General features: G+C 73.2%; 16 protein-coding genes. 3 read left to right on the forward strand and 13 right to left on the reverse strand.

What is annotated here, in order from left to right:
• Positions 1-23: 23 nt before the first annotated feature.
• The 10 genes from ACFWU9_RS13600 to ACFWU9_RS13645 form a co-directional block, all read right to left on the reverse strand.
• Positions 24-1,145, reverse strand: coding sequence for a site-2 protease family protein (locus tag ACFWU9_RS13600; protein ID WP_384317600.1), 1,122 nt, complete (start codon positions 1,143-1,145; stop codon positions 24-26).
• Positions 1,142-2,179 carry a lantibiotic dehydratase C-terminal domain-containing protein gene (locus ACFWU9_RS13605; RefSeq protein ID WP_384317603.1) on the reverse strand — a complete coding sequence of 346 codons (1,038 nt, stop codon included), beginning with the start codon at positions 2,177-2,179 and terminating at the stop codon, positions 1,142-1,144. The genes ACFWU9_RS13600 and ACFWU9_RS13605 overlap by 4 nt, the downstream gene beginning before the upstream one ends.
• On the reverse strand, positions 2,176-4,992 hold the full coding sequence (locus ACFWU9_RS13610; protein WP_384317605.1) for a lantibiotic dehydratase: 2,817 nt from the start codon (positions 4,990-4,992) through the stop codon (positions 2,176-2,178). Before ACFWU9_RS13610 ends, ACFWU9_RS13605 begins: the two co-directional genes overlap by 4 nt.
• 29 nt (positions 4,993-5,021) lie before the next feature.
• Positions 5,022-6,617: a nitroreductase family protein gene (locus ACFWU9_RS13615; RefSeq protein ID WP_384317608.1), complete on the reverse strand. Its 1,596-nt coding sequence runs from the start codon at positions 6,615-6,617 to the stop codon at positions 5,022-5,024.
• Between the two features lie 62 nt (positions 6,618-6,679).
• The gene (locus ACFWU9_RS13620; RefSeq protein ID WP_384317611.1) at positions 6,680-8,596 is read right to left on the reverse strand and encodes a TOMM precursor leader peptide-binding protein; all 1,917 of its coding nucleotides are present in this window, start codon (positions 8,594-8,596) and stop codon (positions 6,680-6,682) included.
• Positions 8,586-10,958: a TOMM precursor leader peptide-binding protein gene (locus ACFWU9_RS13625; RefSeq protein WP_384317614.1), complete on the reverse strand. Its 2,373-nt coding sequence runs from the start codon at positions 10,956-10,958 to the stop codon at positions 8,586-8,588. The genes ACFWU9_RS13620 and ACFWU9_RS13625 overlap by 11 nt, the downstream gene beginning before the upstream one ends.
• A gap of 5 nt (positions 10,959-10,963) precedes the next feature.
• Positions 10,964-12,805 (reverse strand): BTAD domain-containing putative transcriptional regulator, encoded by a 1,842-nt coding sequence (locus ACFWU9_RS13630; RefSeq protein ID WP_384317617.1) that lies wholly within the window; start codon positions 12,803-12,805, stop codon positions 10,964-10,966.
• 10 nt (positions 12,806-12,815) lie between these two features.
• Positions 12,816-13,139 (reverse strand): hypothetical protein, encoded by a 324-nt coding sequence (locus ACFWU9_RS13635; RefSeq protein WP_384317620.1) that lies wholly within the window; start codon positions 13,137-13,139, stop codon positions 12,816-12,818.
• Positions 13,140-13,377: 238 nt separating this feature from the next.
• Positions 13,378-15,954: an ABC transporter permease gene (locus tag ACFWU9_RS13640; RefSeq protein WP_384317623.1), complete on the reverse strand. Its 2,577-nt coding sequence runs from the start codon at positions 15,952-15,954 to the stop codon at positions 13,378-13,380.
• Positions 15,951-16,739, reverse strand: coding sequence for an ABC transporter ATP-binding protein (locus tag ACFWU9_RS13645; protein ID WP_384317626.1), 789 nt, complete (start codon positions 16,737-16,739; stop codon positions 15,951-15,953). Before ACFWU9_RS13645 ends, ACFWU9_RS13640 begins: the two co-directional genes overlap by 4 nt.
• A gap of 579 nt (positions 16,740-17,318) precedes the next feature.
• On the opposite strand from ACFWU9_RS13645, the gene ACFWU9_RS13650 reads away from it, so the two are divergent.
• Positions 17,319-18,941, forward strand: a complete 1,623-nt coding sequence (locus tag ACFWU9_RS13650; protein ID WP_384317702.1) for an MFS transporter — start codon at positions 17,319-17,321, stop codon at positions 18,939-18,941.
• 48 nt (positions 18,942-18,989) lie between these two features.
• Here ACFWU9_RS13650 and ACFWU9_RS13655 read toward each other — a convergent pair whose 3' ends face one another.
• The 3 genes from ACFWU9_RS13655 to ACFWU9_RS13665 all read right to left on the reverse strand — a co-directional run bounded on the left by ACFWU9_RS13655 (position 18,990) and on the right by ACFWU9_RS13665 (position 23,332).
• Positions 18,990-19,886, reverse strand: a complete 897-nt coding sequence (locus ACFWU9_RS13655) for a cellulose-binding protein (RefSeq protein ID WP_384317628.1) — start codon at positions 19,884-19,886, stop codon at positions 18,990-18,992.
• Positions 19,887-20,141: 255 nt separating this feature from the next.
• Positions 20,142-22,358 (reverse strand): SUKH-4 family immunity protein, encoded by a 2,217-nt coding sequence (locus tag ACFWU9_RS13660; RefSeq protein WP_384317631.1) that lies wholly within the window; start codon positions 22,356-22,358, stop codon positions 20,142-20,144.
• Entirely contained in the window at positions 22,355-23,332 is a 978-nt protein-coding gene (locus tag ACFWU9_RS13665; RefSeq protein WP_384317633.1) for an SMI1/KNR4 family protein, read from the reverse strand. Before ACFWU9_RS13665 ends, ACFWU9_RS13660 begins: the two co-directional genes overlap by 4 nt.
• A 420-nt stretch (positions 23,333-23,752) precedes the next feature.
• On the opposite strand from ACFWU9_RS13665, the gene ACFWU9_RS13670 reads away from it, so the two are divergent.
• Both ACFWU9_RS13670 and ACFWU9_RS13675 read left to right on the forward strand, forming a co-directional pair.
• Positions 23,753-24,214 carry a YwqJ-related putative deaminase gene (locus ACFWU9_RS13670; protein ID WP_384317705.1) on the forward strand — a complete coding sequence of 154 codons (462 nt, stop codon included), beginning with the start codon at positions 23,753-23,755 and terminating at the stop codon, positions 24,212-24,214.
• 7 nt (positions 24,215-24,221) lie between these two features.
• Positions 24,222-24,710, forward strand: coding sequence for an SUKH-3 domain-containing protein (locus ACFWU9_RS13675; protein ID WP_384317636.1), 489 nt, complete (start codon positions 24,222-24,224; stop codon positions 24,708-24,710).
• Positions 24,711-24,721: the final 11 nt, after the last annotated feature.

Raw genomic sequence — 24,721 nt, forward strand, 5'->3', positions numbered from 1 at the left:
TCACGTGAGCGGCGGGGCGGGGGTCATCCGGTGAGGAGGTGGAGCGGGAGCGCGACGACGGCGGCGAGGATCGCGGCGAGGACGAGCAGCGAGCCGGCCGAGTAGAGGAGATAGGCGGTACGCGCCCGGCGCGGGTACGCCTTGGCCGCCGGGTCGCGCCGTACGGCGAGCCGTACGTACTCCCGGCTGGAGGCGGCGAGTCCGGTCGCGCCGCAGAGCTGCGCGGCGATCTTGTACCCGTCGAGCGGCGGGAACGGTACGAGCATGGCCAGCGCCTGCACACTGCCGAGCAGCAGCAGCCCGGCCAGCGCCTCGCCGGTCGCGTCGTCCACCGGCGCGAACAGCCACACCGCGCCGAACGGCAGCAGGACGGCCAGATTCATCACGGCGCCCGCGAGGGCGGTGGCGATCCGGTGCCAACGGGTTTGCAGATAGAGGTAGTTGTCGACGGTGCAGTACATGATCACGACGGGCAGGCGCCAGCGCAGCCCGATCTCGGTGACGTGCCCGCCGTACCGTCTGGCCACCACACCGTGGGCCAGCTCGTGCAGCGCCGTGCTGAACCAGAGCAGCGTGGCGGCGCCCGCGAGCAGCACGGGGTGGGTGAAGAGCACGACCGCCCCGTCGAGGAGTTCGCCGAGCCGTGCGACCGCGACCACTTCCATGGCGGTGATCAGGAGCAGCAGCGGGAGGACGAAGGGCGCGGCGAGCAGCGGGCCGACCGCGCGGTGGAGCCGCCCGGCGGTCGCGTCGGCGTCGGCGACCAGGGGGAGCGCCCCGCGCAGCAGGGTGCGCGGGGGCGCCGGCGACGCGTCGGCGGGCGCGTCGGCCGGGCTCTCGGGGCCGCCCTCCAGCAGCCCCCGGGCCCCCAGCATGCCCAGCAGCCGCTGCCAGTTGGCGTCGCCGAGGCGCTTGCCGTACTCCGCCGCGTACTCGCCGCCCAGCTCGTCCAGACCGCGCGTGCCGTCCATGCGCGCGATCAGGAAGTGCTCCTTGACCCCGACCTCGTACGACTTGCCGCTCCGCGGGTTCTTGACGAGGTGCACGGTCCTCGCGCCGAGCAGATAGGCGTCGCTGACGAGCACGCCGGGTCGCAGACTCGGCCGGTACCGGTCGGTCGTGAGCCGGTCTGTGGGCGCGGTCACGGCGCGGCCACCGCCTCCCGGAGAGTCCGGCCCAGCACATGGGAGAGGTAGGCCTCGTCGCGGATGGTGACATGCAGCCGGTTGTTCGTCATATGCATGTACGGGGAGAGCAGCAGCGGCAGCGCGACCGCCGGGTCCGTCACCCGCTCGTCCCGCTCGCCGTCCCAGGACCGGAAGACGAGTTCGCCGGCGAGGGCCAGCTCGCGGGCCCGCCGGTTCAGTTCGGCGCAGTGCTCGGCCCAGCCCGCGAGGAAGGCGGGCAGCCGGCCGGGTTCACCGGCGCCGACGGCCGACCGTATTCGGGCGAACCGGTCGGTGAGGCCGGGGGCCATCGCCGCGTAGTTCCTGTCGTACTCGACCGTGCCGATGAAGCCGGTGCCGGGGAACGCGGTGTGCCAGAACTCGTAGTAGCTCTCCAGGTACTCCGTCAGCTCCCGGTCACCGGGGAGGAAGGTACCGGCCATCACCATCATCAGCTGGGCGGAGGTGCCGAGCAGCACGGTCCGCAGGTGCAGGTTCTTGGTGCGCAGGGCCTCGATGACGAGATCGCTGGAGTGCCTGAAGTGCCACTCGGCCAGCTCGATCCCGGCGGGGCCGCCGTACTTGCCGTACTCCGGCTCGTAGGGCTCGGCGCTCCGCGAGTTGTTGGGGCGCAGATTCATCCGCCCGTTCTCGTCCATGTAGTGGCCGCGCTCGCTGCCGGGGAACTCGATCTCGAAGAGCGTGTTGTAGAAGTCGTTGAGGAAGCCGGAGTCCACCTCGTAGAGCGCGGGCCGCTCGGCCAGGAAGGCGTCGACGGCCTGCTCCGTGCGGGTGCGGACGGTGTCGGCGACGGCCTCGGAGACCGGCTTGACGCGCAGCCGTACGTGCGGGCCTTCGAGCCAGTAGTTCATGAAGAAGTAGGTGTCGATCAGGCCTTCCGCCTCCAGCTCGGCGACGAGCGGGCGCACGCACTGGAGCAGGAAGGGCCGCGGGTTGGCGGCGTAGAAGACGTGTGTGGCCTGCCAGGTGCCGGGCGCGGTGGTGCCGCTCATGAGGCGTCCTTCCGTGCGGACAGTGCGAGGGGTTCTGGAGCTGCGGGAGTTGCTGGGGCCACTGGGGGTGCGGGCGGGGTGGCCGGGCGGGCGCCGGCCAGCGTCTCCACGGCCAGTTCGGCGACATGACGGCCACGGCCGGAGACGGCGTGCAGCCCGTCCTCGTCGGGGAGCATCTCGCGGAAGACGACCCGTGCCTCGGCCGTCTTGAGCAACGCCTCGAACGCCGCCAGCGAGAGAGCGCTGTCGAAGTCCAGATACTGGGGCTTGGCGCCCGTCGCGCCCCGCGCCCCGCTGTCCGAGACGGTCACGAAGACCCGGTCGGGCAGTCCGGTCGCCCGCCGGAAGCGGTGCCAGCCGAGGAACCACTCGTCGTCGGGGACCCCGGGCGCGTGCAGCGGAAGCGCGGTGGCCGCCGCGCTCCAGCTGCGCCGGCTCAGGACGACGCTGCCGTGCCGTACGCGCGGCCTGCGGCTGACACCGCCGACCGGCGCGCCCTCCGGGACCCCGCCCCACACGTTGAGCGGGGCCATCGAGGTCGGTGAGAGGAGCAGCAGGGTGCGGGGCAGTTCGGGCAGGGCGAGCGGGACGAGATAGCCGAGGTAGACGGGGACCACCTCGCGCCCGAGCCGTGCCGAGCGCAGGACCAGCCGGTCGGCGCCGCCGGTGTCGGCATGCTCGATGTAGAGGTCGTCCAGGTCGATGCGGTACCGCTCCGGCAGCGTGCCGCTCTCGCCGGGGCAGACGATCTCGTACTCGGTCAGCCGCCCGTGCAGATTGAGATTGCTGGTGACCGGTCCACCGGTGACCTCGGCGAACACCGCGCCCTCCGGCTGCACCCGGGCCGCGCTTTCCAGCAGCGCGGTGTCGAGCCCCTCGAAGCACTGGGTGAAGCGGCTGAAGGGGAAGGACAGTCCGCCGTAGGAGCGGTTGAGGACGACGAGCGGGTCGCCGGGGCGGTCGGCGAGCTGGATGTGGTGGCTCATGGGGGCGAACGCGGGTGCGGCCGGGGCGAGTTCGGCGGCGACGTCGGCGAGGAGACCGGCGTCGAGATCGATCTCGTCGCTGTCGCCGTCCGTGGCCCAGAGTGCCCGCATCCGCTCGATGAACAGCTGCCGGGCGGTGTCGACGGCCCTCAGCTGCGGCAGCCCGAGCCAGTTCACCTCGGGCACGTACCGCCCGTCGGCGTCGAACGTCGTACGGCTCCCGGTGAACGTCATGTACTGGTCGAAGAAGTCCTCGTGGAAGTCGTGGACCAGCTTGAGGAGGTCGTCGCACCGCCCGCCCCGCCCGTACCGCGCGAGGAAGAAGCCCTTGAACGTCACCCGCTGGGGCAGCGTCAGGTCGAAGGCGGGCAGCACGCCCTCCACCCTGCTCAGCGGCCCGGCCGTCAGCTCGCGCCAGGCACGCAGGTCCATCACCGTCCCGCGTCCGGCCGCCGCGTCCTCGTAGAGCAGCGTCTGCGGTACGCGGGCCTTCTCGGCGCCCAGTTCCGACTGGACGGAGTGGAGGGTGGCCCTGAGCGCGGCGATCACCTCGCGGCGCTCGGCCGGTCCGGCTCCGGCGAACCGGTCGGTCAGCGCGACGGCGTCGTCCAGCCGCCCGGCGAGCTTCGTGGCCCAGGGGCGGCCGAGCTCGCGCAGCGAGTTCTGGAAGGCGCGCAGCGGGTCGGTGTCGTGCACGGTCGTACGCAGCGCGGGTACCTGGACCATGCCGAGGTCCAGCAGCGCGGCGAGATACTGCTCGGCCTCCTCCGCCCCGGCGCCGGCGTCCTTCGCCAGCCAGGCCGCCAACTCGCCGTAGCGCGGGGCCGGGCGCTCCTCGAAGAAGTCGAGCAGCCGCTCCAGGGTGCCGCTGCGGCGCAGGAAGAACAGCCGGTCCTTCACCGCGTCGAAGGTGACGGCCGTGTCGTCGTCGCCGGTGGTGACCCAGCGGCGTACGTAACGCACCCGGTCGTCGTCCCTGCCCCAGCCGGAGGCGGGCGCGACGGGCAGATCCGCGCGGCGCCCGGGATCGGCGATCACGCACTCGGCGAGCCGGCCGAGCGCCACGACGTTGAGCCGCGCGTGCCCGGTCCACTCCTCGGCGACCCGTACCTCGAACCCGCCCTCCGTGGCCGCCCCGTCCTCGAACTCGCCGAGCGCGACCCCGGTGAAGGTCGAGAAGGGGCTGGTCTTGCAGACGGTGCGGTAGAGGTACGACAGCAGCGACCGCTCGATCTTCCTGCGGCGCTTGTCGGGCCTGGCGTCGTGCCGGCGGTCCGCGCCCTGCCGTACGTAGGCGTCGATCTGCGCGTCGAGCGTCGGCGAGGCCAGCAGCAGCCCCTTGCGCAGCCGGTCCTCGCCGGCGATCTCGCGCAGCGCGGCGCGCGCGCCGGCGCTCTCGTCCGCGAGGAGCGCGGCGCCGGTGGCCCGCAGCGCGGCCAGCTCCCGGCGGTCGAGCAGCCAGCGCGAGAGGGCCTCGCCCGTCGCCGCGTCGCGCCCGGCCACCAGCTCCAGAGCCTCGCCCGGCCGGCCGGGCAGCCGGTTGTTGAACACCTCGCGGCGCAGCTTCAGCAGCGCGCGCCGGTCGGCGGCCTCGCCGGGCGCGGCGTCCGCGCCGTCGCCGGTGCGGCCGACGAGGTCGTGCAGCAGATCGCCGACGCGCTCCCCCGCCGCGGTGAGCCGCTCCTCCTCGGCGAGCACGGTGTCCGCCCAGCGGCGGCCGGCCGGGCAGCGCAGGGCGCGTACGGTCTCGATGGGCAGCCCGGCGACGCGGAGCATGAACGCGCGTCTCGGGTCCTGTTCGTGCGTCTGGTACGCCTGGTCAGGCATGCCTGTCCCCCTCCGGATAGGTCATCGGCTCAGGCGATCTCGTACCGGAAGTCGGCGGGGGCGGGCCGCTCGTTGCCGACCATCATGATCAGGAGCGGCGCCTCGCCGGTGGCGTCCAGGCCCAGTTCCTCGATGTACGAGACGTTGTCGAAGCCCAGCGCGACCCCGCAGCCCAGCTCCAGCGCGGAGCACGCGGTGTAGAGGGACTGCGCGACGGCGCCGATGGTGGCGTTGACGAGGCGGTAGCCGCGGTCGCCGACGGCGTCGAGGACGGCGGAGGTGCGGACCGTGGGGACGAGTACGGCGCCGGCCTGCTCCAGGTTGTAGTTGGAGAGGAAGTAGTTGCGCTGGAGGAACTCGCCGGGGCGGCCCGCCTTGACCAGCCGCAGCTCAGGGGCGTCGGGGTCGTAGGCGTACGCGCCGGGCTCCAGGCCCTCGACGTGGTTGACGAACGCGTACAGCCTGGTGAGCCGTACGCCTTCGCCCCTGTCGGTGCCGGTGTCGCCGCCGAGGTGTGAGCCGGCGCTCGACGCGGCGAGACAGGCGGCCAGTTGCCCGCCGGTGACGGGACGGCTCGCGTCGAAGCGGCCGAAGCTGCTGCGGCGGCGGCGCAGCGCGGTCCGTACGTCGGTGGGCAGGGGCTCCGCGGCGGGCAGCGGGGCGAGGGGCAGGTCCGGGTCGGCCGGGGGCGCGGCGGCCGGGGCGAGCGCGCCCGGGGCGGGCCGCTCGGTGGCGTGCGCGGCGGTCGTCGCCTGCATCCTCAGCAACGCGTCGAAGGTCAGGACCTCGCGCGACCGCTCCACGTCACGGCGCCGTACGGAGACGTTCCCGGGGACCGGCCGGCTCGCCGGACTCCCGTTGTCCCCGGCCCACTTGAGCGGGATGACGGCGAACACGCCCTCCTCGTCGGCCGGTACCCCGAGCAGCCTCTGGAGCCGGGCCTCGTCGAACCACATCGCCGGTTCGACGGAGAGCCCGCGCGCCCCGGCCCACATGCGCCACGTCTGCACGGCGGCGCCGAGGTCCATGCTCACGGCGTGGAAGGAGAAGCTGTTGTACTTGAAGGAGTTCTGCCAGTACTTGACGCCCAGGACCAGGTACTGGTCGGTGTCCGTGCCATGGCCGCCCAGCGCCGCGCGCACCTCGCCGGAGACATCGCCGGTGAGCAGACGCTGCATGGTGTGGTGGCGGGTGGAGTAGTAGTGCACGCCCGGTGCGAGGGGGCCGCGCGGTCCGGAGACCCAGTAGACGCTCACGGGGTAGAGGCCGCCGCCGGAGGCGGAGCCGCGCGACCAGTTGGCGAGCGGGTAGAAGGGCAGGGCGCTCAGGTCGGTGTTGGCCTGGACGCCGAGCCGGCGGCCGGTCAGGCCGTACGAGTCGAGAAGCATGCCGGAGAGCGACGTGAGATCGAACGGGGCGTCCGCCGTCCCCGTTTCGCCGTGGAACGCGCGGTCCAGGCTCGCGTCCGCCGGATAGCCGGCGGCGGGCAGCGGCAGGCTCTCGACCCCCGGGTAGTACTTCGCCTTGCGCGGCCCGTCGGACCAGTCCGGCACGAAATCGGCCGGTGCCATCGGGACCCGGCCCCGCTGCATGATCGCGGCGGCGTAGTCATGGGCGTACCCCATGGTGGGACTCCTCTCGGGGGTTCGGGTCAGGGTTTCGGTCGGGCTTCGGGTCAGGCTTCGGGTCAGGGGAAGGGGTGCGGCGCCAGGTTCAGGTCGGCGTCGGTCAGGTCGCTCTCGCGCATCCCCGCCTCGCGCAGGGCGGTACGCAGCCGGGGCATTCCGAGCGCGCGCTGTCTGCTCCAGCCGAAGTCGATGGGCAGCAGGCCGGGGACGAGCACGGAGACCGTCGTCAGGCCCAGATCACGCTGTTCGGGCATGGTCTGGTCGACGACGACCACGTCGAATCCCTTGTCGGTCACGGCGCCCACGCACCGGATGAGGTCGTCGCGCAGATCGTCGGAGACGGGCGGCAGCGATCCGTCGCCGTACGCCTCGGCCAGGGAGCGTGCGGGCGGCCGGGGCGCGCCCGGCTCGCCGATCAGGAAGTGGGCGTTGTTCCCCATCTCCGGGATGCCGTAGGCGAGCGGGTGGTCGTGGAGCGCGACGACCTTGTCGTAGTCGGTGGCCATGGCGCGCAGCCTCTCCTCGTCCCGCTCGGTGCGGCCCCGGAGGTTGACGGCGTCGGTGGCGATCTCGCACAGCGCCCCGGCGAGCGCCGACTCCGGGTCGAGCCCGGCGCCCGCGCCGAAGCACATCCGGCCCCGGCCGCCGTCGGGGCGGACCGCGACACCGGTGACGACCGGGATGGGGAAGCTGATCCGGGTGTCGAAGAAGCGGGCCTCGTAGCCGTACATCTCCAGGCGGTCGACCATCTGCCGGGTGGCGGCGCGGGTGCTGGTGCGCGGGTCGAGTTCGGGGAGGGCGGCGCGGCCGTACCAGGTGAGGAGGAAGGCGTCGCGTTCCACGACCTCCATGAGGCCGAAGTAGACGGCCTCCTCCAGACAGCCGCCGGACGCGCAGCCGTTGGAGCTCTCCTGCACGAACCGGTTCTCCAGACCGGGCGCGTGATAGTACGTCAGCACCTCGGGGACGAGGATCGGCCGGTGGTCCCGGAGCGAGTAGCCCCAGACCCAGGGAAGTTCACGGTCCGGGTGGAAGGGGGTGACGCGCGGGTTGGCGCGGTGGAACTCCTCCGAGTACAGGCCGACTTCACGCGGATCGACGGCGTGTTCGCCGGCGGCCCGCAGCCCGGTCAGCGAACCGTGCACACCCGCCGCCTTGGCGCGTGAGCGCATCCCGGCGTACCGCTCGAGTCCCTCCAGCACCCCGATGCGCACACTTCCCGCGAACGTGTCGGCGTGGCCGCCCCAGAACGTCTCACGCAGATAGTCGCCGGAGCGCATCGAGAAGCAGCCGATGGTCGCCGAGGTGGACGTGGAGGAGATGTCGTGCACGACGGAGGGGCCGAGGGAGCCGCAGACGGGATTGGCGTACGGCTCGGAGGGCAGTTCGTACGAGCCGATGTCGCGGAGCCGGAAGCTGCCGGGCCGGTGCTTGGGCGCGGGTTCCAGTGTGAGGACGGCCGCCTCGGGGGTGTCCTCCTCGCCGCGTCCGCAGCGCGGGCACTCCGGGTCGGGTACGAGCGGGTAGTGCCGCACCTGAAGCGTTTCGAGGTCGACCAGGTGGACCGCCGGGAAGGAGCCGGTCGACGGCCCCTGCCCGGCGAGCCGGGCCGCGACGATCCCGGCGAGGGCGTCGGCGGTGAACGGGGTGATGTAGGGGGACTCCCCCGCCGCCCTGGTGCCGGAGCCCAGCTCCAGCGCCTCGCGCAGGGCGACGGAGCGCACGCCCTGCCAACGGCGGGCGAGACAGCGGACGCAGGGGCGGTGGGTGTCCGCGCCGGGCCGCCCGAAGGGGCCGACCACGGCGTGCCTGCCGTAGAACCGTACGGGCACCCCGTCCCGTACGCCCTCCTCGTCGGCGAACGCGTCACGGACACCGAGCGGCGCGACGTCGAGCGCGGGGCCCGGGGCGCCGAAGCCTCGGCCCATCAGCGCGGCGAGGTCGCGGGCGGACCGCTCCCAGGGATCAGCCGGCATCGGGTGTCCCCTCCGCGCCGGTGGTGAGCAGGACGCGTGCCGTGCTGACGCCGCCGGCCGGCAGATCGGCCGGGGTGGTGTCGACGTACAGCACGTCGCGTCCGGCCTCGCGCATCCGGTCGAGCACCGCGTCGAAGGTGGTGGCGGTGGCGTCGGCGGCGACCGGCTCGTCGGTCAACAGGACGGCGGCGGGGGCGAGTTCGCCCATCAGCGGGTCGCCGGGGTCGACGGTGGAGTCCGGGTCCTCGGTGCCCAGCTGCACCTGGCCGAGCAGATCGCGCAGCGCGGCGCAGGCGGCGGTGGTCCGGGAGAGCCCGGCGGCCACGGCCCAGCGGCCGTCGCCCTCCTCGCGGGCGAGGACCACATGGGCGCCGGAGTGCTCCTGCTCGCCGAGGTCGACGAGTTCGGCCCGGATGCCCACGTTGGGCACGGACTTGAGCAGGAAGACCAGCTCCGGGTCGGCGTCCGGCTCGCCGGCCGCCGGGGAGGTGACGAGCGCGCAGCGCGCCTCGCCGCGTACGGCCCGCAGCAGCGCGCCGTGTGCGAGCGCCGACAGCAGACCGCGGCCGGCGGCCTCCTGCGCGGTGGGGCCCGCGCCCGCGCCGGCGCTGGTCGGCTGGTGCAGCTTCCCGGCGTTGTACGGGCCGAACGGCCGTACCGCGGCGGCCGGTACGCGCACCGACTCCTTGGTGAGGAGGGACGCCGCGGTGACCCAGGCGCCGACCGCCTCGACGCCCGCGCCGGTGCCGCTGCCCGTGGTGAGCCGGCCGGGGGCCACGGCGGGGGCGGTCGTGTCGCTCTCGGGAGTGAGGGGCACGACGTGCTCGACGTACGTCTCGGCCGCCGCGTACAGCGCGCGCAGCCGGGCGCCCGCCAGGTGGTGCACGTCGAAGGCGGCGATCCGCCTGCGCGGTCCGTGGCCGACGGCCATCTCCACGCGGCTGATCTTGAGGGGGGTCTGGGTGAGGCTCTCGTCGTCGTACCGGGCGAAGATGCCGGTGAAGGGGCGCACCAGCGCCGTACTGATCCGGTTGAGGTCCTCGACCAGCGCCTCCGCCTCGCCCGCGCTCTCCACGGTCGGGGTGACGGGGAGCGTCAGCCCGCCGGGCAGGGCGGGGCGCCGGGTCGTGGCGGCGGGCGCGCAGAGCGCGCAGCGCGGATGGGGCTGGACAGGCTCGGCCATGACGTCGAGCGATTCGAGGTCCTGGACGAGGACCTGTCCGTCGGTCTCGGCGGGCAGCGCCCCGGTGGTGAGGCGGAAGATCTCGTAGCCGAGGAGATTGCCGGACATCGCGGCGAGGGGGCCGGTCAGCGGGGAGACTCCGGCGGCGCGGCCGGTGGCCCCGCCCGCGACCTCGCTCCAGATGTCGGCGGCGGCTCCCGCGTCGGTGTTGCCGCCGAGGCGCAGCACCGCGCAGGACCAGCAGCCGGCCGAACCGGCGGTGCTGAGCGGCCCGGTGACGGACCGGCGGCCGAACGTCCAGGCGGGGATGAGCGTCTTGCCCTCCGGCACGCCCGCGAGAAGCAGCGCGTGGGTGCGGAGCGAGGCGTCGGCCCCGGTGACGACGACGATGTCGTAGCCGTCCAGGGCCGACCAGTCGGACCCCTCGGGGAGGGGCTCGACGGTCACCGGACAGTCCTGGGCGGCCAGTTCGGCGATCTCGGCGAGCAGGGCCGGGTCGCTCTTCGTGTCCCCCTCGACGGCCGGCCGGGCGCCGCCGTTACGGACGAGGCTGAGCGCGCACCAGCGGGCGACGGGGCCGGTGCCGAGGATCGCGACGCGGGTGGTGCGGTAGCGGTGGAAGCGGGCGAGGGCGCCGTCGGCGTAGTGGTCGGCGTACGCGATCTGGGCGGCGAATCGGGTGGTGACGGCGGTGGGGAGGGCGTGGGGGACGGGGGTGGCGGCGGTCCCGGGGGCGGACCCGGGGGCGTTCTCGGGGGCGGACCCGGGGGCGTTCTCGGGGGCCGTCTCCTCCTCGGGGATGTCACGGGCGAAGCCGCGCTCGTACAGCGTCTTGACCAGTTCGGCGGCCATGGCCCGCTGGGCGGGGCCGAAGCCCTGGCAGATGTCGGCGAGACGGTGGTGGCCCGCGAGGTGCGGGACCATCAGCGAGGCGAAGCGGTAGGCCGTGCGGCCGGTGAGGTGGAAGCCGCCATCGGCGTTGTGGAAGAGGACACCGCCGGGCGTCTCGGTGAAGAGCACGTCGCGGCGGACGCGGGGCCGGGTGCCGGCCAGGGCGTCGAAGGCGGACACGACGGGAGCCGCCGGCGCACCGGCGGTCCCGGCCGCCGCCGGTGCCTGCGCGGTCTGCGCGGCCGGAGGCGCGGCGGCCGTCGGGGTCGCTGTCGCTTCTGCTGCCATGGGATTCACACCTTCTGTATCGGTCGGGATCGATACGGCGCGGTTCTGCGCGCGTACACACGGAGCAGTTCGTGCACCCGGTACGGGCCGGGCGGCCCTTCTTCCAGCAGTCCGGCGTCGGCGAGCCGGTCCAGTACCTCGTCCGCCTCGACGGGCGGCATCCCGAGCACCCGGGCGCCGTCCTCGGCCGTGAAGTGGTCGGGGATCTGCGCGGCGACCTTCAGGAAGACGTCGGCGAGCCGGGGGTCGAGCCGGTCGAGCGCCCCGCCGAGCACGCGGTGCACCGACAGCTCCGGCGAGTCGGCGAGCGAGAGCCGGGCCAGCGGGTCCTCCGCCAGCCAGGCGACCGAGTCGGCCAGCCTGAGCGCCGGCCGGGTGAGCAGCCGGGCCGACATGATGCGCAGGGCCAGCGGGTGGTGGCCGCAGGCCTCGGCGAGCCGGCGGGCCGCGTCCGGCTCGGCCTCGACGCGTTCGGCGCCGAGGACGGCGACCAGCAGCCCGTACGACTCCTCCGAGTCGAAGGTGCCGAGCCGCAGCACCCAGCCGCCGTGGGTGGCGACGAGGCCGGCGAGGCCCCGCCTGCTGGTGACGATCGCCGCGCCGTCGCCGCCGGCCGGCAGCAGCGGTCTGACCTGTTCGGCGTCGATCACGTCGTCCAGCACGAGCAACGCGCGCTCGCCGCGCGTCTGGTCGCGCAGGGCGGCGGCCACCTCGGCCGCGGCGTCGTCGGGGCCCCGGGGCGTACCGTCCGGGGCGACCATCCGCACCATGAACAGCCCGGCGGGGAAGCTGTCCTTGACCTGGTGGGCCAGATGCCGGGCCAGCGCGGTCTTCCCGATGCCGGGGGCCCCGGAGACCAGGAGGGTGACCGGTTCCTGGCCGGGCGCGGTCAGCCGCTCCAGCAGCGCGGCGGTCTCGGCGGCGCGCCCGGTGAAGGAGTGCACGGCCGGGACGGGCACCACGGTGGCGGACGGCGGCGCGGCCGGTACGGCGGCGCTCCCGCGCTCGCCGGAGCCGGAATCGGAACCGGACCCGGCTCCGGAGCCGGACCCGGAGCCGGACCCGGAGCCGGACGTGAGGGCGGCCGGCGGCCGGTCGTCCGCGGGCCCGAGGTCCTCGCCGCGCAGGATGGCCATCTCCAGCCGGCGCAGCGCGGGCGAGGGGTCCACGCCCAGTTCGTGGAGGAGATACTCCTTGACCATCCGGTACTCGGCGAGCGCCTCGGTCTGCCGACCCGTGCGGTACAGGGCCTCGATGAGCTGCTCCCGGAAGCGCTCGTGCCCGGGGTGGGCGCGGCTGGCGCTCCACAGCTCCACCAGCGCCTCGCCGCACCGGCCGAGCCTGAGCTTGAGGTCGCAGGCGCGCTCCAGGGTCCGCAGCCGCTCCTCCACGAGCCGGGGGACCTCGTCGCGGTGGAGCACGTCGGAGCGGACATTGGCGAGGACCGAGCCCTCCCAGAGCGACAACGCCCCTTTGAGGACGCGCAGTTCACTCTCCGGATCGGTGATCTCCGCGGCGCGCCGTACCTCGTCCCGGAAACCGATCAGGTCGAGATGCCGGGGCCCGGCCGTGATGCGGTAGCCGCCGGGCACCGCCTCGATGGGCGTCTCGGTGACGCCGTGCTTGGTGAACAGCCGGCGCAGCCGCAGTACGCAGGTCTGGAGCGCGGCCCGTGAGGTGGCCGGCTGTTCCTCGCCCCACATGGTGCGCTGCAGGTAGTCGGCGGAGACGACCGAGTTGGCGTGCAGGAGCAGCGAGGCGAGGAGGATGGTGGGTTTGGAGGGCTGGAGGACGACGGTGTCGGGGCCGTCGGCGATGCTGAGCGGCCCGAGGAGCTGAAACCGCACCGGCTACGCCTCAGTCCCAGCCGTTGACAAGCTTGCACAGGGCGACGGCTTCGCCGGAGACCGGGGCGGTGAGGGAGTCGGCGGCCGGGGCGGCAAGGGAGTCGGCGGCCGGCTGGCACGCGCTCACCGCGCCGGCGGGCGGGGCGACCCGGCCGGAGGCGGAGGCGGTCCCGGCGGAGAGGGTCAGCGCCGCGGTGCAGAGACCGAGGGCGAGAGCGGTACGCGCGGTGCGGGCGGTGCCGGCGGTTCCTCCGGTACGAGCGATACGTGCGATACGTGCGGTGCGCGAACGGGCCATGATCTTCGTGGCGTGGCAGTGCGGTACACCGAGCACAATTCCCCCTGTTGAATCGTTCCGTCGTCCCACCGGAGCGCTTCCGGTGGGACGACGATGACAGCGGGTGTCTCGAAATGGGGGTCGCGGGCGTGTCAGCTTGCTGCATCTACGCGCGCAGCTTGTTGTCAGCGCCTCCCTGACCAGGGAAAACGAAATCGGCCCCGATGGGTGCGGAGGACACCCACCGGAGCCGAAAACCTACGTTGGCCCCCTACTGGCGGCCGTTCGGCCGTCCCTAGTCCGTGGCGATCGCATTCAGGACGTTCATCCGGCCGGCCCGGAAGGCCGGGACGAGCGCGGCGAACAGTCCCACGAAGGCCGAGGCGACGAACACCCCGATGATGGTCGGCCAGGGAATCTCCAGGACCCCCAGGCCCTCCAGGGCGAGGATCTGCTGGGCCGCCGTGCCCCAGCCCATGCCCAGACCGAGGCCGAGCAGCGCTCCGAAGAGGGCGATGACCATCGACTCCAGACGGATCATGCGGCGCAGTTGACGGCGCGACAGACCGATGGCCCGCAGCAGTCCGATCTCCCGGGTCCGCTCGACGACCGACAGGGCGAGGGTGTTCACCACTCCCAGCACCGCGACGATGATCGCCAGTCCGAGCAGCCCGTAGACGATGTTGAGCAGCTGCCCGATCTGGTCCTTCAGATCCTGCTTGAAGTCCGTCTGGTCCTGCACCTTGTACTGCGGGTACGGGGAGAGCGAGTCCTTCAGCGCCGCGTACGCCTCCTTCTCCTTGCCGTCGTCGGCCGCCGCGAACATGATCATGTTCTTCGGCAGCTTGTCGGCCGGCAGGTACCGCGCGGCGGTGTCGATGGAGAGGTACTTGGCCCCCTGGTCCACCGACACGTCGTCCGACGTGATCGCCGCGAGCGTGAGCTCGGCCGTCTCGCCGCCCTTGAAGGCGACGGTCAGCTCGTCCCCGACCTTGAGGCCGTACTCGTCGGCGAACTTGTCGCCGACGGACATGGCGTCCTTGCCGTACGCGGCGGACAGCTCCCCCGCGACGGTCTCGCGGCGCAGGTCCTGCGCGTACGTCGGGTCGGCGGCGGCCAGTTCGTCGCTGACCGTCTTCCCGTCCGGCGTGGTCAGCTTGGCGTCGATCGACTTGTACTGGGTGATGTGCGAGATGTGGGGCGCCTTCTCCAGGGCGTCCTGGGCCTGCGGCACGATCGGCTGACCGCTGCCGGACTGGATGATGAAGTCCGCCCCGACCGACTTGTCGAGCTCGTCCGTCGCCGACGCGACCATCGACGAACCGACCACCGACAGACACGCCACCAGGGCGAGTCCGATCATCAGGGCCGCGCCCGTGGCTCCCGTACGCCGCGGGTTGCGCAGCGCGTTGCGCTCCGCCATCCGCCCGACGGGTCCCCAGGCACGCAGGACGAACAGGCTCAGGATCCGGACGAAGAACCCGGCGAGCAGCGGGCCGATGACGACGAAGCCGATCAGCGTGAACACCACGCCGAGGCCGAGGAACAGGGAGCCCTCGCTCGCCTTCTCGGCACCGCCGGAGGCGAGGAGCGCGGCGAAGCCGCCACCGGTGAGGAGCACGCCGATCGCGCCCCGGATGCGTCCGGCGCGGCCGTCGGCCGGTGTACCGGCGTCCCGCAGGGCCGCCATGGGCGAGATCTTCCCCGCCCGGCGGGCCGGGATGTACGCGGCGAGGACGGTGACGATCACCCCGAGCGCCAGCCCGACCACGGGGGTCGTCCACTTCACGGTGAGGTCGTCGGTGGACAGCTCCATACCGATGGACGACATCAGTTTCATCAGGCCGACGGCGAGCCCGACGCCCGCGGCGACACCGGCGACCGAGCCGACGATGCCGAGCAGCACGGCCTCCAGCAGCACGGAGCGGTTGACCTGCTTGCGGCTGGACCCGATGGCCCGCATCAGGCCGATCTCCCGGGTGCGCTGGGCGACCAACATCGAGAAGGTGTTGACGATCAGGAAGATGCCGACGAGGAAGGCGATCCCGGCGAAGCCGAGCATCGCGTACTTCATCACGTCCAGGAACGAGCCGACGCTGTCCCGGCCCGCGTCCGCCATCTCCTTCTGCGTCTGGACCTTGTACGCCCCGTCGAGGGAGCCCGCGACGTCCGCCTTGAGCTGGGCGTGGCTCACACCCTGCTCGGCCACAACGTTGACCTGTGTGAACAGGCCTGCCGCGCCGAGGAGTGAGCGCTGGGCGGTGTCGGTGTCGAAGTAGAGGACGGTCGCGCCCGGGTTGGTCACCTTGAAGGTGGCGATGCCGACGATCCGGGCGTTGATGTCGCCCGTGACCACGATGGTGCGCAGCTCGTCGCCGAGCTTCAGGTCGTGCTTGTCCGCGGTGTCGGCGTCGACCATGACCTCGGTGGGTCCGCGCGGGGCGTGGCCGGAGGTGATCTCCATCGAACGGAGGTCGTTGCGGGTCCAGTTGCCCGCGATCGTCGGGGCGCCGCTGGTCGCCCCCACGTTCTCGTTCTCGGAGTCGACGACCGTGACGCTCATGCTGCTGACCGCGCCCTCGGCGGACTTCACGCCCGGCGACTTCTCGACGCGGGCGACGACGGAGGCGGGCAGCGACTCGGGCTTGCCGGTCTGCGACGGCATCTCGTCGGCGGCAGCCGCGCCCTTGGGAGTCACGGTGACATCGGACGAGGTCGAGGCGAAGAGCTTGTCGAACGTGGTGTTCATGGTGTCGGTGAAGACGAGCGTCCCGGAGACGAACGCCACCGACAGCAGGACCGCGACGGCGGAGAGCGCCATGCGTCCCTTGTGCGCGAGGAAGTTGCGCACGGAGGTCTTGACGACGGTCACGACGTCCGCCCCCGAGCGTCGAAGTTCTTCATACGGTCGAGGACCTGCTCGGCGGTCGGGTTGCGCATCTCGTCGACGATCCGGCCGTCCGCGAGATACAGCACCCGGTCCGCGTACGAGGCGGCGACGGGGTCGTGCGTGACCATCACCATGGTCTGCCCCAGCTCGTCCACCGACCTGCGCAGGAAGCTCAGCACCTCGGCGCCGGCCCGCGAGTCCAGGTTTCCGGTCGGCTCGTCACCGAAGATGATCTCGGGCTGGGCGGCGAGCGCGCGGGCGACCGCCACCCGCTGCTGCTGACCGCCGGAGAGCTGGGTCGGCCGGTGCTTGAGCCGGTCGGCCAGACCGACGGTCTCCACGACCCGCTGGAGCCACTGCCGTTCGGGCTTGCGGCCCGCGATGTCCATGGGCAGCGTGATGTTCTCCAGGGCGTTGAGCGTCGGCAGCAGGTTGTAGGCCTGGAAGATGAAGCCGATCCGGTCCCTGCGCAGCTGGGTGAGCTTCTTGTCCTTGAGCTTGGTGATCTCGGTCTCGTCGAGGTAGATCTCCCCCGAGGTGACGGTGTCGAGCCCGGCGAGGCAGTGCATCAGCGTCGACTTGCCGGAGCCCGACGGGCCCATGATCGCGGTGAACTGCCCACGGGCGATGTCCACGTCGACATGGTCGAGCGCGACGATCCGGGTCTCCCCCGAACCGTAGGCCTTGACGACCTGCCGCCCTCGCGCGGCGACGGCCAAACGCCCTCCCGTGCCCCCGTGCTTGGGGATGGTTACAGCCGTTGTCACGGTAAGTCTCCTAAGTCCGTTGATAATCAGGCGTCGTGAGGCACGGATGCGCGCCTCGCGCTGTGTGGTGGTGCGGTGCTGTGCGCGGCGCCGTTCGCGCCGTGCGTCCGTGCCGTGTGGTCGTCCCGGCCGCTGCCTTTGAGTCTGCTCGCCCCAGGCACCCGAGCGCGCTGGGGAAAGGCTCAGACTTCTCCTGGGGTTTCCCTCAGGATTTACGGGTGGTAGCCCCCCCTCGGGCCCGTCCCCCGTCACCGGCCGGCCCCCCGGCCGGCCCCCTGCGGTGTAGGACCAACTTAAAGAAAGCGGTCCTCCCTTCTCGTCCTCCGGCGGGACGAACCGGCCCCGAGCGGAAGTAGGGAGGACCACCTAAGGGCTCTCCACCCTGAGATGGAGCGACCCTGAGGGCCGGCTCCGGGAAGTGCGCCCCCGCCCCGCGCCCCGTGGCCCGCTCCGGCCCGCGCCCTGCCGCGGCGCGAGGGTCGGGTGAGATGGTGTTCCCGGGGGATACCTGCATAGGGAAGGAATCCAGTGACCACCGTCATACCCGAGCCACGCCGCGGTCCCGTCGTCGCCGCCCTGATGCTCGGAATGGCCCTGGCGGCGCTGGACGGGACGATCCTGTCCACCGCCGTCCCGCAGATCGTCGGAGACCTCGGCGGCTTCTCGATCTTCTCCTGGCTCTTCTCCGGCTATCTGCTCGCCGCGACGGTCACCCTGCCGGTGTACGGGAAGCTCTCCGACACCTTCGGCCGCAAGCCCGTACTGATCGCGGGCATCGTCCTCTTCCTCGTCGGCTCCGTCCTCTGCGCCACCGCGTGGAACATGGGCTCCCTGATCGCCTTCCGGGTCGTCCAGGGCCTCGGCGGCGGCGCGATCCAGGGCACGGTGCAGACCATCGCCGCCGACCTGTACCCGCTGAAGGAACGCCCCAAGATCCAGGCCAAGCTCTCCACCGTCTGGGCCACGTCCGCCCTCGCGGGACCGGCGCTCGGCGGGCTGCTCGCGGGGTACGCGGACTGGCGCTGGATCTTCGTGATCAATCTGCCGGTCGGCGCGCTCGCGCTGTACCTCACCGTCCGCCACCTCCACGAGCCCGGCCGCGCGTCCACGCCCCCGGCCGACGCCCCGGCGGAACACGCCACGCGCCGTGAAGCGGTCCCCCGCCCGAGGACGGGCACCGGGCCCCGCCCCCGTATCGACTGGGCGGGCGCGTTCGCCGTCTTCGCCACCGGCACGCTCCTGGTCACCGCCCTCGTCCAGGGCGGAGTCGCCTGGCCCTGGCTCTCCGCGCCCTCGATCGCGCTGCTGGCCGGCACGGCGCTGCTCGCCGTCGTCACCTTCGTCGTCGAACGGCGCGCGGCCGACCCGATCATCCCCGGCTGGGTCTGGCGCCGCCGCCCCATCGCCGCCGTCAACCTGGCGCTCGGCGCGCTCGGGCTGCTGATGATCGCCCCGACGGTCTTCCTGCCGACGTACGCGCAGTCCGTCCTCGGGCTCGGGCCGATAGCCGCCGGCTTCGTCCTCTCCGCGATGACACTGACCTGGCCGATCAGCGCGGCGCTCTGCGACCGCGTCTACAACCGCATCGGTTTCCGCCGTACCGCCATCACCGGCATGACCTGCGCGCTGCTGGTCCTGAGCGCCTTCCCCCTGCTGCCCTACCCCGGCGAGGCCTGGCAGCCCGCGCTGCTGATGCTGCTGCTCGGCGCGGCGCTCGGGCTGTTCCAACTCCCGCTGATCATCGCCGTACAGGGCACGGTCGGCTGGTCGGAGCGCGGGACGGCGACCGCGTCGATCCTCTTCTACCGCCAGCTCGGCCAGAGCGTGGGCGCCGCGCTCTTCGGGGCACTGGCCAACGGTGTCCTCAGCGGCAGGCTCGCCGACTCACCCGGCACCGGCCTCCCGGGCGACCTGGACTCCGTGTCGGGCGCCCTGGACGACCCGGGGGCCCTCACCGACCGCGCGGCCGACTTCCTGCGCCGCGCGGTGGACTCGGCCGTCGACGCGGTCTTCGTGGGGTCGGCGGTGGCCGCCGCCCTCAGCCTGCTGGTGCTCCTCTTCGTGGCGCCGCGCCGCTTCCCCGTCCACCAGGAGATCGCCGCCCCCGGCCCGGCCCCGGGCACGCAGCCCCGGAAGACGACGGACCCCGCGAGCGGTCCCGCCACCGACCCGGCCAACGACCCCGCGCCGGGCGCCCCGTGAGAGCCGCGCCCCGGGGAAGGACGCGGCCTGCGTCGGGAAGGCCGTGGCCTACGTCTCCGCGTCCGCGGGCGCGCGGCCCGTCAGGGCGGCCAGGCTGTTGCGGACATGCGTCATCCGCGCCCGCACCTCCTCACGGATCTCCGTGTGCTCACGCAGGATCCGCTCCGTCTCCCGTACGGTCCGCTCCTCCACCGCCCGCGCCCGCGCGATCAGGTCCTCCGCGCGGGCCGCCGCGTCCTCCCGGATGTGCCGGGCCCGCTCCTCCGCCTCCGTGAAGGCACGCTTCGCCTCCGCGAGCCCGGCGTCCGCCCGGGCCCCCACCTCCGTACGGATCTCCTGCGCCTGCGCCTCCCGGCCCGCGAACTCCCGCTCCGTGGCGGCCAGCCGGTCCGCGTGCTCCCGTGCCAGGTCGGTGAGCAGCGCCTCCGTACGCTGCCGGATCTCGTCGAAGCGGGCCAGGGCCGCGTCCCGCAGCTCCTCGGCGTCCCGGCGCGCGGCGGCCCGCAGTTCGTCGGCGTCGCCCTGCGCGTCCTGGGCGGTGCGCGTCGCGTACTCCGCCACGTCCGCCGCGACCGCGTCCATGTACGCGCGGGCCGACTCACGCGTCCTGCGGGCCGCGTCGTCGGCGTCGTCCGTCAGCGCCTGCGCGTCACCCCGCGCCGCCGCACGCGCCCCGTCCGCCTCCTCGACGACCAGGGCCAGTATTCTGCGGGCGCGCTCGCCCAGTGACTCGTACGTCTGCGGCGGCAGCGCCTCGACCTGCTGCCGCAGCAGCTCCACCTCCAGCTGAAGGCGCTCCGCGGCGGCGGCGAGCCGCCGCTCCTGCGCCTGCGCGACCTCGCGGTCCCTCGACAGCTCCGTGACCCACCGGTCGACCTGCTCGGGGCGGTAACCACGCCCCCGCACGGAATCGAAGCCGTGAGCCGATGCCCGTGCAGCAGCCATGACAGAAGCCTCTCTCCGCCTACGGTGACAGGACAGGCGTCCCCGCGAAACGCCCCACCCGTCCATCCTGCTCAAGGATGCGGCATTTGACGCCGGGGGCCTGATTCCTCTTGCGTTCCGACGGCCCGGCCGACATGTTCAAGCCATTCCCGGACCCACGGCGCGCGAACGCCCCGGGGCGCCCCCGTGGTTCACGGAGGGCGGCCCGGGGCGTTCCCACAGAGCGGAACTCGCCGCCGGATCAGGGACGTACGGTCAGAGAAGCCCGTCCCACATCTGCTCCAGGAGCACCGACCACCAGCTCTCCGGCGACGACAGGGCCGCCGGATCGATCGCGGCGAGCTGTGCCTGGAAGTCGACCGTCCAGCGGCCCGCCTGCTCGGGATTCAGGCCGAAACGCAGCCGCCACATGCGGCCGAGCAGCGCCATCGAGCGCGTGAACTCCGGCAGCCCGGTGTTCACGAACTGCGGCGGGACCGGCTGACCGCCCGGACCCGTCTCGACCGAGACGGCCATGATGTGCGCCGTGCCGTACTGGACGCAGATCGCCCGGCCGAAGTCGCTGCCCATCACCAGATACGAGCCCGCGTCCGCCGCCGGCTGCACCTGCCGCTGCGCGGCCAGCTCGGCCAGCGTCGGCACCACCGGCTGCGGGGGCTGGGCCCAGAAGAACGGACCGAAGTCGCCCGGCAGACCCGCCCATACGAGCGTGCGCGCCACCAGCTCCGGTACGCCCTGACGGGACACCGCGCGCTGGTCGAAGCGGCAGATGCCCTGCGGGCCGAACGCGGCCGCGAGCTCCTGCGCGATCGCCTCCGGCGGCACCGGCTGCGCGGGCGGCACCTGCGGCAGCGGGGCGCGTACCGGCGCCGGCCGGGCCGGGCCGTCCGCGACCTGGTGCAACTCGCCCTGGTGGGTGAGCAGATGCCGCATGCCCTGCTGACGGCTGGAGTGGTCCCTGCCGTACGGGGCGACGCTGGTGATCCGTACCTGCGGCCAGGTCTCGCGGATCATCCGCGCGCAGTAACCGCCGGGCAGCTCGCAGGACTCCAGCTCGGTGTGGAGTTCGAGCACCTGCTGCGGCGGGACGTTCATCGCGCGCAGTTCGTGCAGGATCTGCCACTCCGGGTGCGGGGTGCCGGGCGCCGAGCGGCGGATGAGCTGGGCCTCGGAGCCGTCGGGCGCGCGGAAGCGCAGGACTGCCTGATAGCCGGGGCCCACCGTCGGCATGCCGGTGGGCTGCTGCGGATAGCCGTACGTGCCGGGGGGCGCGCCGGGAGGGCCGGGCGGACCGGGCGGCGGACCGGGTGGGCCACCGGGTCCCGCCAGCATCGTCGCCGCGTGGTGGACACCACCGGGCGGAGGCGCACCGGGCACGCCTGGAGCACCGGGCGGACCCGGCGGCACACCCGGCATCCCCGGAGCACCCGGCGGACCAGGAGGCCGCGGACCACCCGACGACGGCGACTGACCACCCTGACTCGGATCCGCCAACATCGTCGCCGCATGATGCACACCACCGGGCGGAGGCGTACCGGGCACGCCCGGAGCACCCGGCGGAGGCGGCGGCGTACCGGGCCCGCCGGGACCGAGATGCGAGGCGAGCTGCGTCGGCTGGTACCCACCGGCCGGAGCGCCGGGCGCGCCGGGACCGGGCGGCTGTGCCCCGGGCACCCCCGGGGCACCGGGCGGGGCCGGCGGACCACCGGGCGCGCCGCGCGAGGGCGCCTTGCCCGCCGCCGCGCCGGCGATGTCACCGGGACCGCCGGGACCGCCGGGAGCGGGCGAGGCCGGGCCGAGGCCCGGCGCCACCGACGTACGCGGCAGCTGACTGCCGCCGGACATCAGCGCCGTGGGAGCCTCCGCCGCCAGTCCCGGCGGCGGCGTGCCGTCGTCGTCCGCGCCGGACAGCGGCGGCGCGAAGACCGTCGCCGGGAGACCCACGGACGCGTCGTCGTTCGCGGCGTTGGTGTCCGTACCGGCCCAGGGAGTCGCCCCCGCCGGAGCGACCGACGGTTCGGGCGAGGGCACGGGAGAGGGCGCGGGAGCCGGGACCGCCGGGCCGGCCGGAGCCGCGCCCGGGGCGCCCGGGGTCCCCAGCTTGTCCGCCGCGTCCTGCAACCACTCCGGCGGCGTCAGCAGGAACGACGTCTGATTCAGATCGATACGCTGCGGCGCCCGCGGCGGCTCCGGGGCCCCCGCCTGCGACCCGTACTCCTCCTCGTACCGCCGGATCACCTCACCCACCGGCAGCCCCGGCCACAGCGTCGCCTCACCGCTGTCCCTCGCGATCACCAGCCGCTGGACACCGCCGTCCGACCGCGGACCGTCCGCCCGGTCCTCCGCCCAGACGACGAAACCCAGCTCGAACTCCCGCACCCGCACCTCACGGTGCTGATACGCGGGCATGTCGCCGTTGACCCACTCGTCCGCGCGCTCCTGCGCCTGAGCGAATGTCACCACCGCGCTCATCCCTCCACCGGGACGGCGCGGGCGAAGCCGCCGTCCACCATCAGGTTCGCCACCGTGTCCAGCTCCGGCGGATTGCCCGCCAGCCTCGAAAGGAAGGCGTCGAAATCGGCGCCGCAGGGCAGCAACAGCCGCTCCACCCGCTCCCGCACGCTCCAGCCGTCGCGGTCGCGCGCGTCGTCGTACGCGCAGAACCAGACCGAACCGGCCTGCTCACCGCGCACCTTGAGAGCCAGGATGCCGCCCTGGACGAACGCCACGCCCAGATAGTCCTTGGTCAGATGGTCCCGCAGACACTTGTTGACGTACAACAGGTCGTTGACGGCCGCCTCTTCACGCACCGTGAAGAACGGCTGGTCCACCAGCAGCCCCAGCTCCGCGTCCAGCGCCGCGCCCACCGGGGCGCAACCGCCCGCCGCCTTCAGGAAGGTGCGGTACGGGCCCGGCAGCCGGTAGCCGAGATCCTCCTCCACACCGAGCAGTTGCTGCTCGGTCACCGACACCGACCCCTTCGGCAGCCCGAAGTGCACCGGCCGCGTCTCCTGGAGAGGACGCGTCCCGCGCTTGCCGTGATCCACCACCGTCGTCGCCAGCCCGCCGTGATGGCGCAGCAGCGCCTTGACCTCCACCGGCACCAGCAGCAGCCGGCGCGAGCCCGGCGCGTGGTGCCAGGTCCAGCCGTGCGGGGTGGCCACGGCCGGGATGGTGTCCCACAGCTCGTGACCGGAGGCGTTCAGCGCGGCGTTGGCGGACACGTAGTCCGTCAACCGCAGCTCGTCGACGCCGAACCCCTCGGGAGGCTCGGCGATCTCGGCGGCGGCGCGCGCGTACGGCGAGAAGTCCGGGAAGCCGTTGCCGTCCACCGGCACACCCCTGGGGTGGCGGGAGGCCCGGACCGGGTCCGGGAAATGCACGACCTGCCCGGCGTAGGCCGCATTCGGTGGCGCGGCTTGCTGCCCGAGCCGACCTGTCGTCATGACGGATGCCCCCTGCTGGCTTCTGACTGGTTCGGCACAGCCTATGCGGTGGGGCAATAGGGGACGCCGCCCCTCCGCCCGCCTCCCGGCCGTCGCGACAACGCCCGTTCGGGTACCGGTGACAACCGGTCACCCCAGGTCACGCAGCGACGACGGCGCGCCCCGATACCGCCCCGACTTCCCCACGGCATGTCACATTTGGCAGGCTGTCCCCCGCAACTCGGGGGATTGCGTGGGGATTGGGCAGAGAGGAACGGCGCTTTGCACACAGCACAACACGACACTTCGGGGGAGCCGAGACTCGGCTCACCGGACCGCCCGGGGCCACCGTCACGGCGCCCCGCCACCGGCACCGCCGGTGACGGGCCCGCCAGGACGAGCGCCGCGGGCACCGCCGGTGAGACCTCCGGAGACCCCCGCCTGAGCTGGAGCAGCACCGAACCGCACCGGCCGCCCCCGCTGCGTCAACGCCGCGACGGCATCCTGCCCGCCGTCGCCGCCGCGCTCTCGGTGCGTGGCGAAAATCTCACGTGCACGGCGGGCAAGGCCGACCAGCCGCCCGCCCTGCACCCCCTCGTACAGGACTTCCTGGACACCCTCACCAGCGGTCAGCGGGAACGATTCACCGGCCGCTGCCCCGAGGCGATCCTGCTGTCCCGGCACCTCGCCGCCGTCGAGGGCTCCCGCTCCAAACGGGCCCAGCGCAAGCCCCTGACCCACGGCGAGGCCCGCCGCTCCCTCAAGCACGGCAAACTCACCGCACGCCGCATCCGGGAGGACGGCGACCCGCTCCACGGCAGCTACGCACCGCCCTGCCTCTCCTGCACGGCGATGCTCGCCCACTTCGGCGTACGCCCCGTCGACCCGACGCAGAACGGCTGACCACCCCGTGCCCGACCTCACCACCACCCGATTCCCCGTCGCCGTCGACGTCGCCCTGCGCGAGGCGGGCTGGCAGCCGGGCCGCTGGGACATGCGGCAGGCCGAGGAGTGGGCCGACACGCTGCGCGCCCATGTCACCCCCGCGGGGCACGAGCACGCCGTGTTCGCGGCCGTCGTGGAGATCTGGGCGGAGTTCGGCGGGCTGTCGGTGACCGGGCCCGGACCCGGGCGCCAGATCGCGCCGACGACCGTACGGTTCGACCCGCTGGCCGGCATCCACTTCGCCCGTACGCTCGGCGACCTCGGGCGCTCGCTCGACACCGAGATCAGCCCGATCGGCGAGGAGGGCGACGGGCAGGCAGTCGTCGCCGTCGACGCCACGGGACGCGTGTACTCCATCGATCACACGGGCGACTGGTTCCTGGGCCCGCACATCGACCACGCCCTGGCCGCGCTGGTCACCGGGGCACAGCCGCAACGGCTCACCTCGGACTGAGCGCCCGCCGC

The organism is Streptomyces sp. NPDC058653 (assembly GCF_042716895.1).
Lineage (GTDB): Bacteria > Actinomycetota > Actinomycetes > Streptomycetales > Streptomycetaceae > Streptomyces.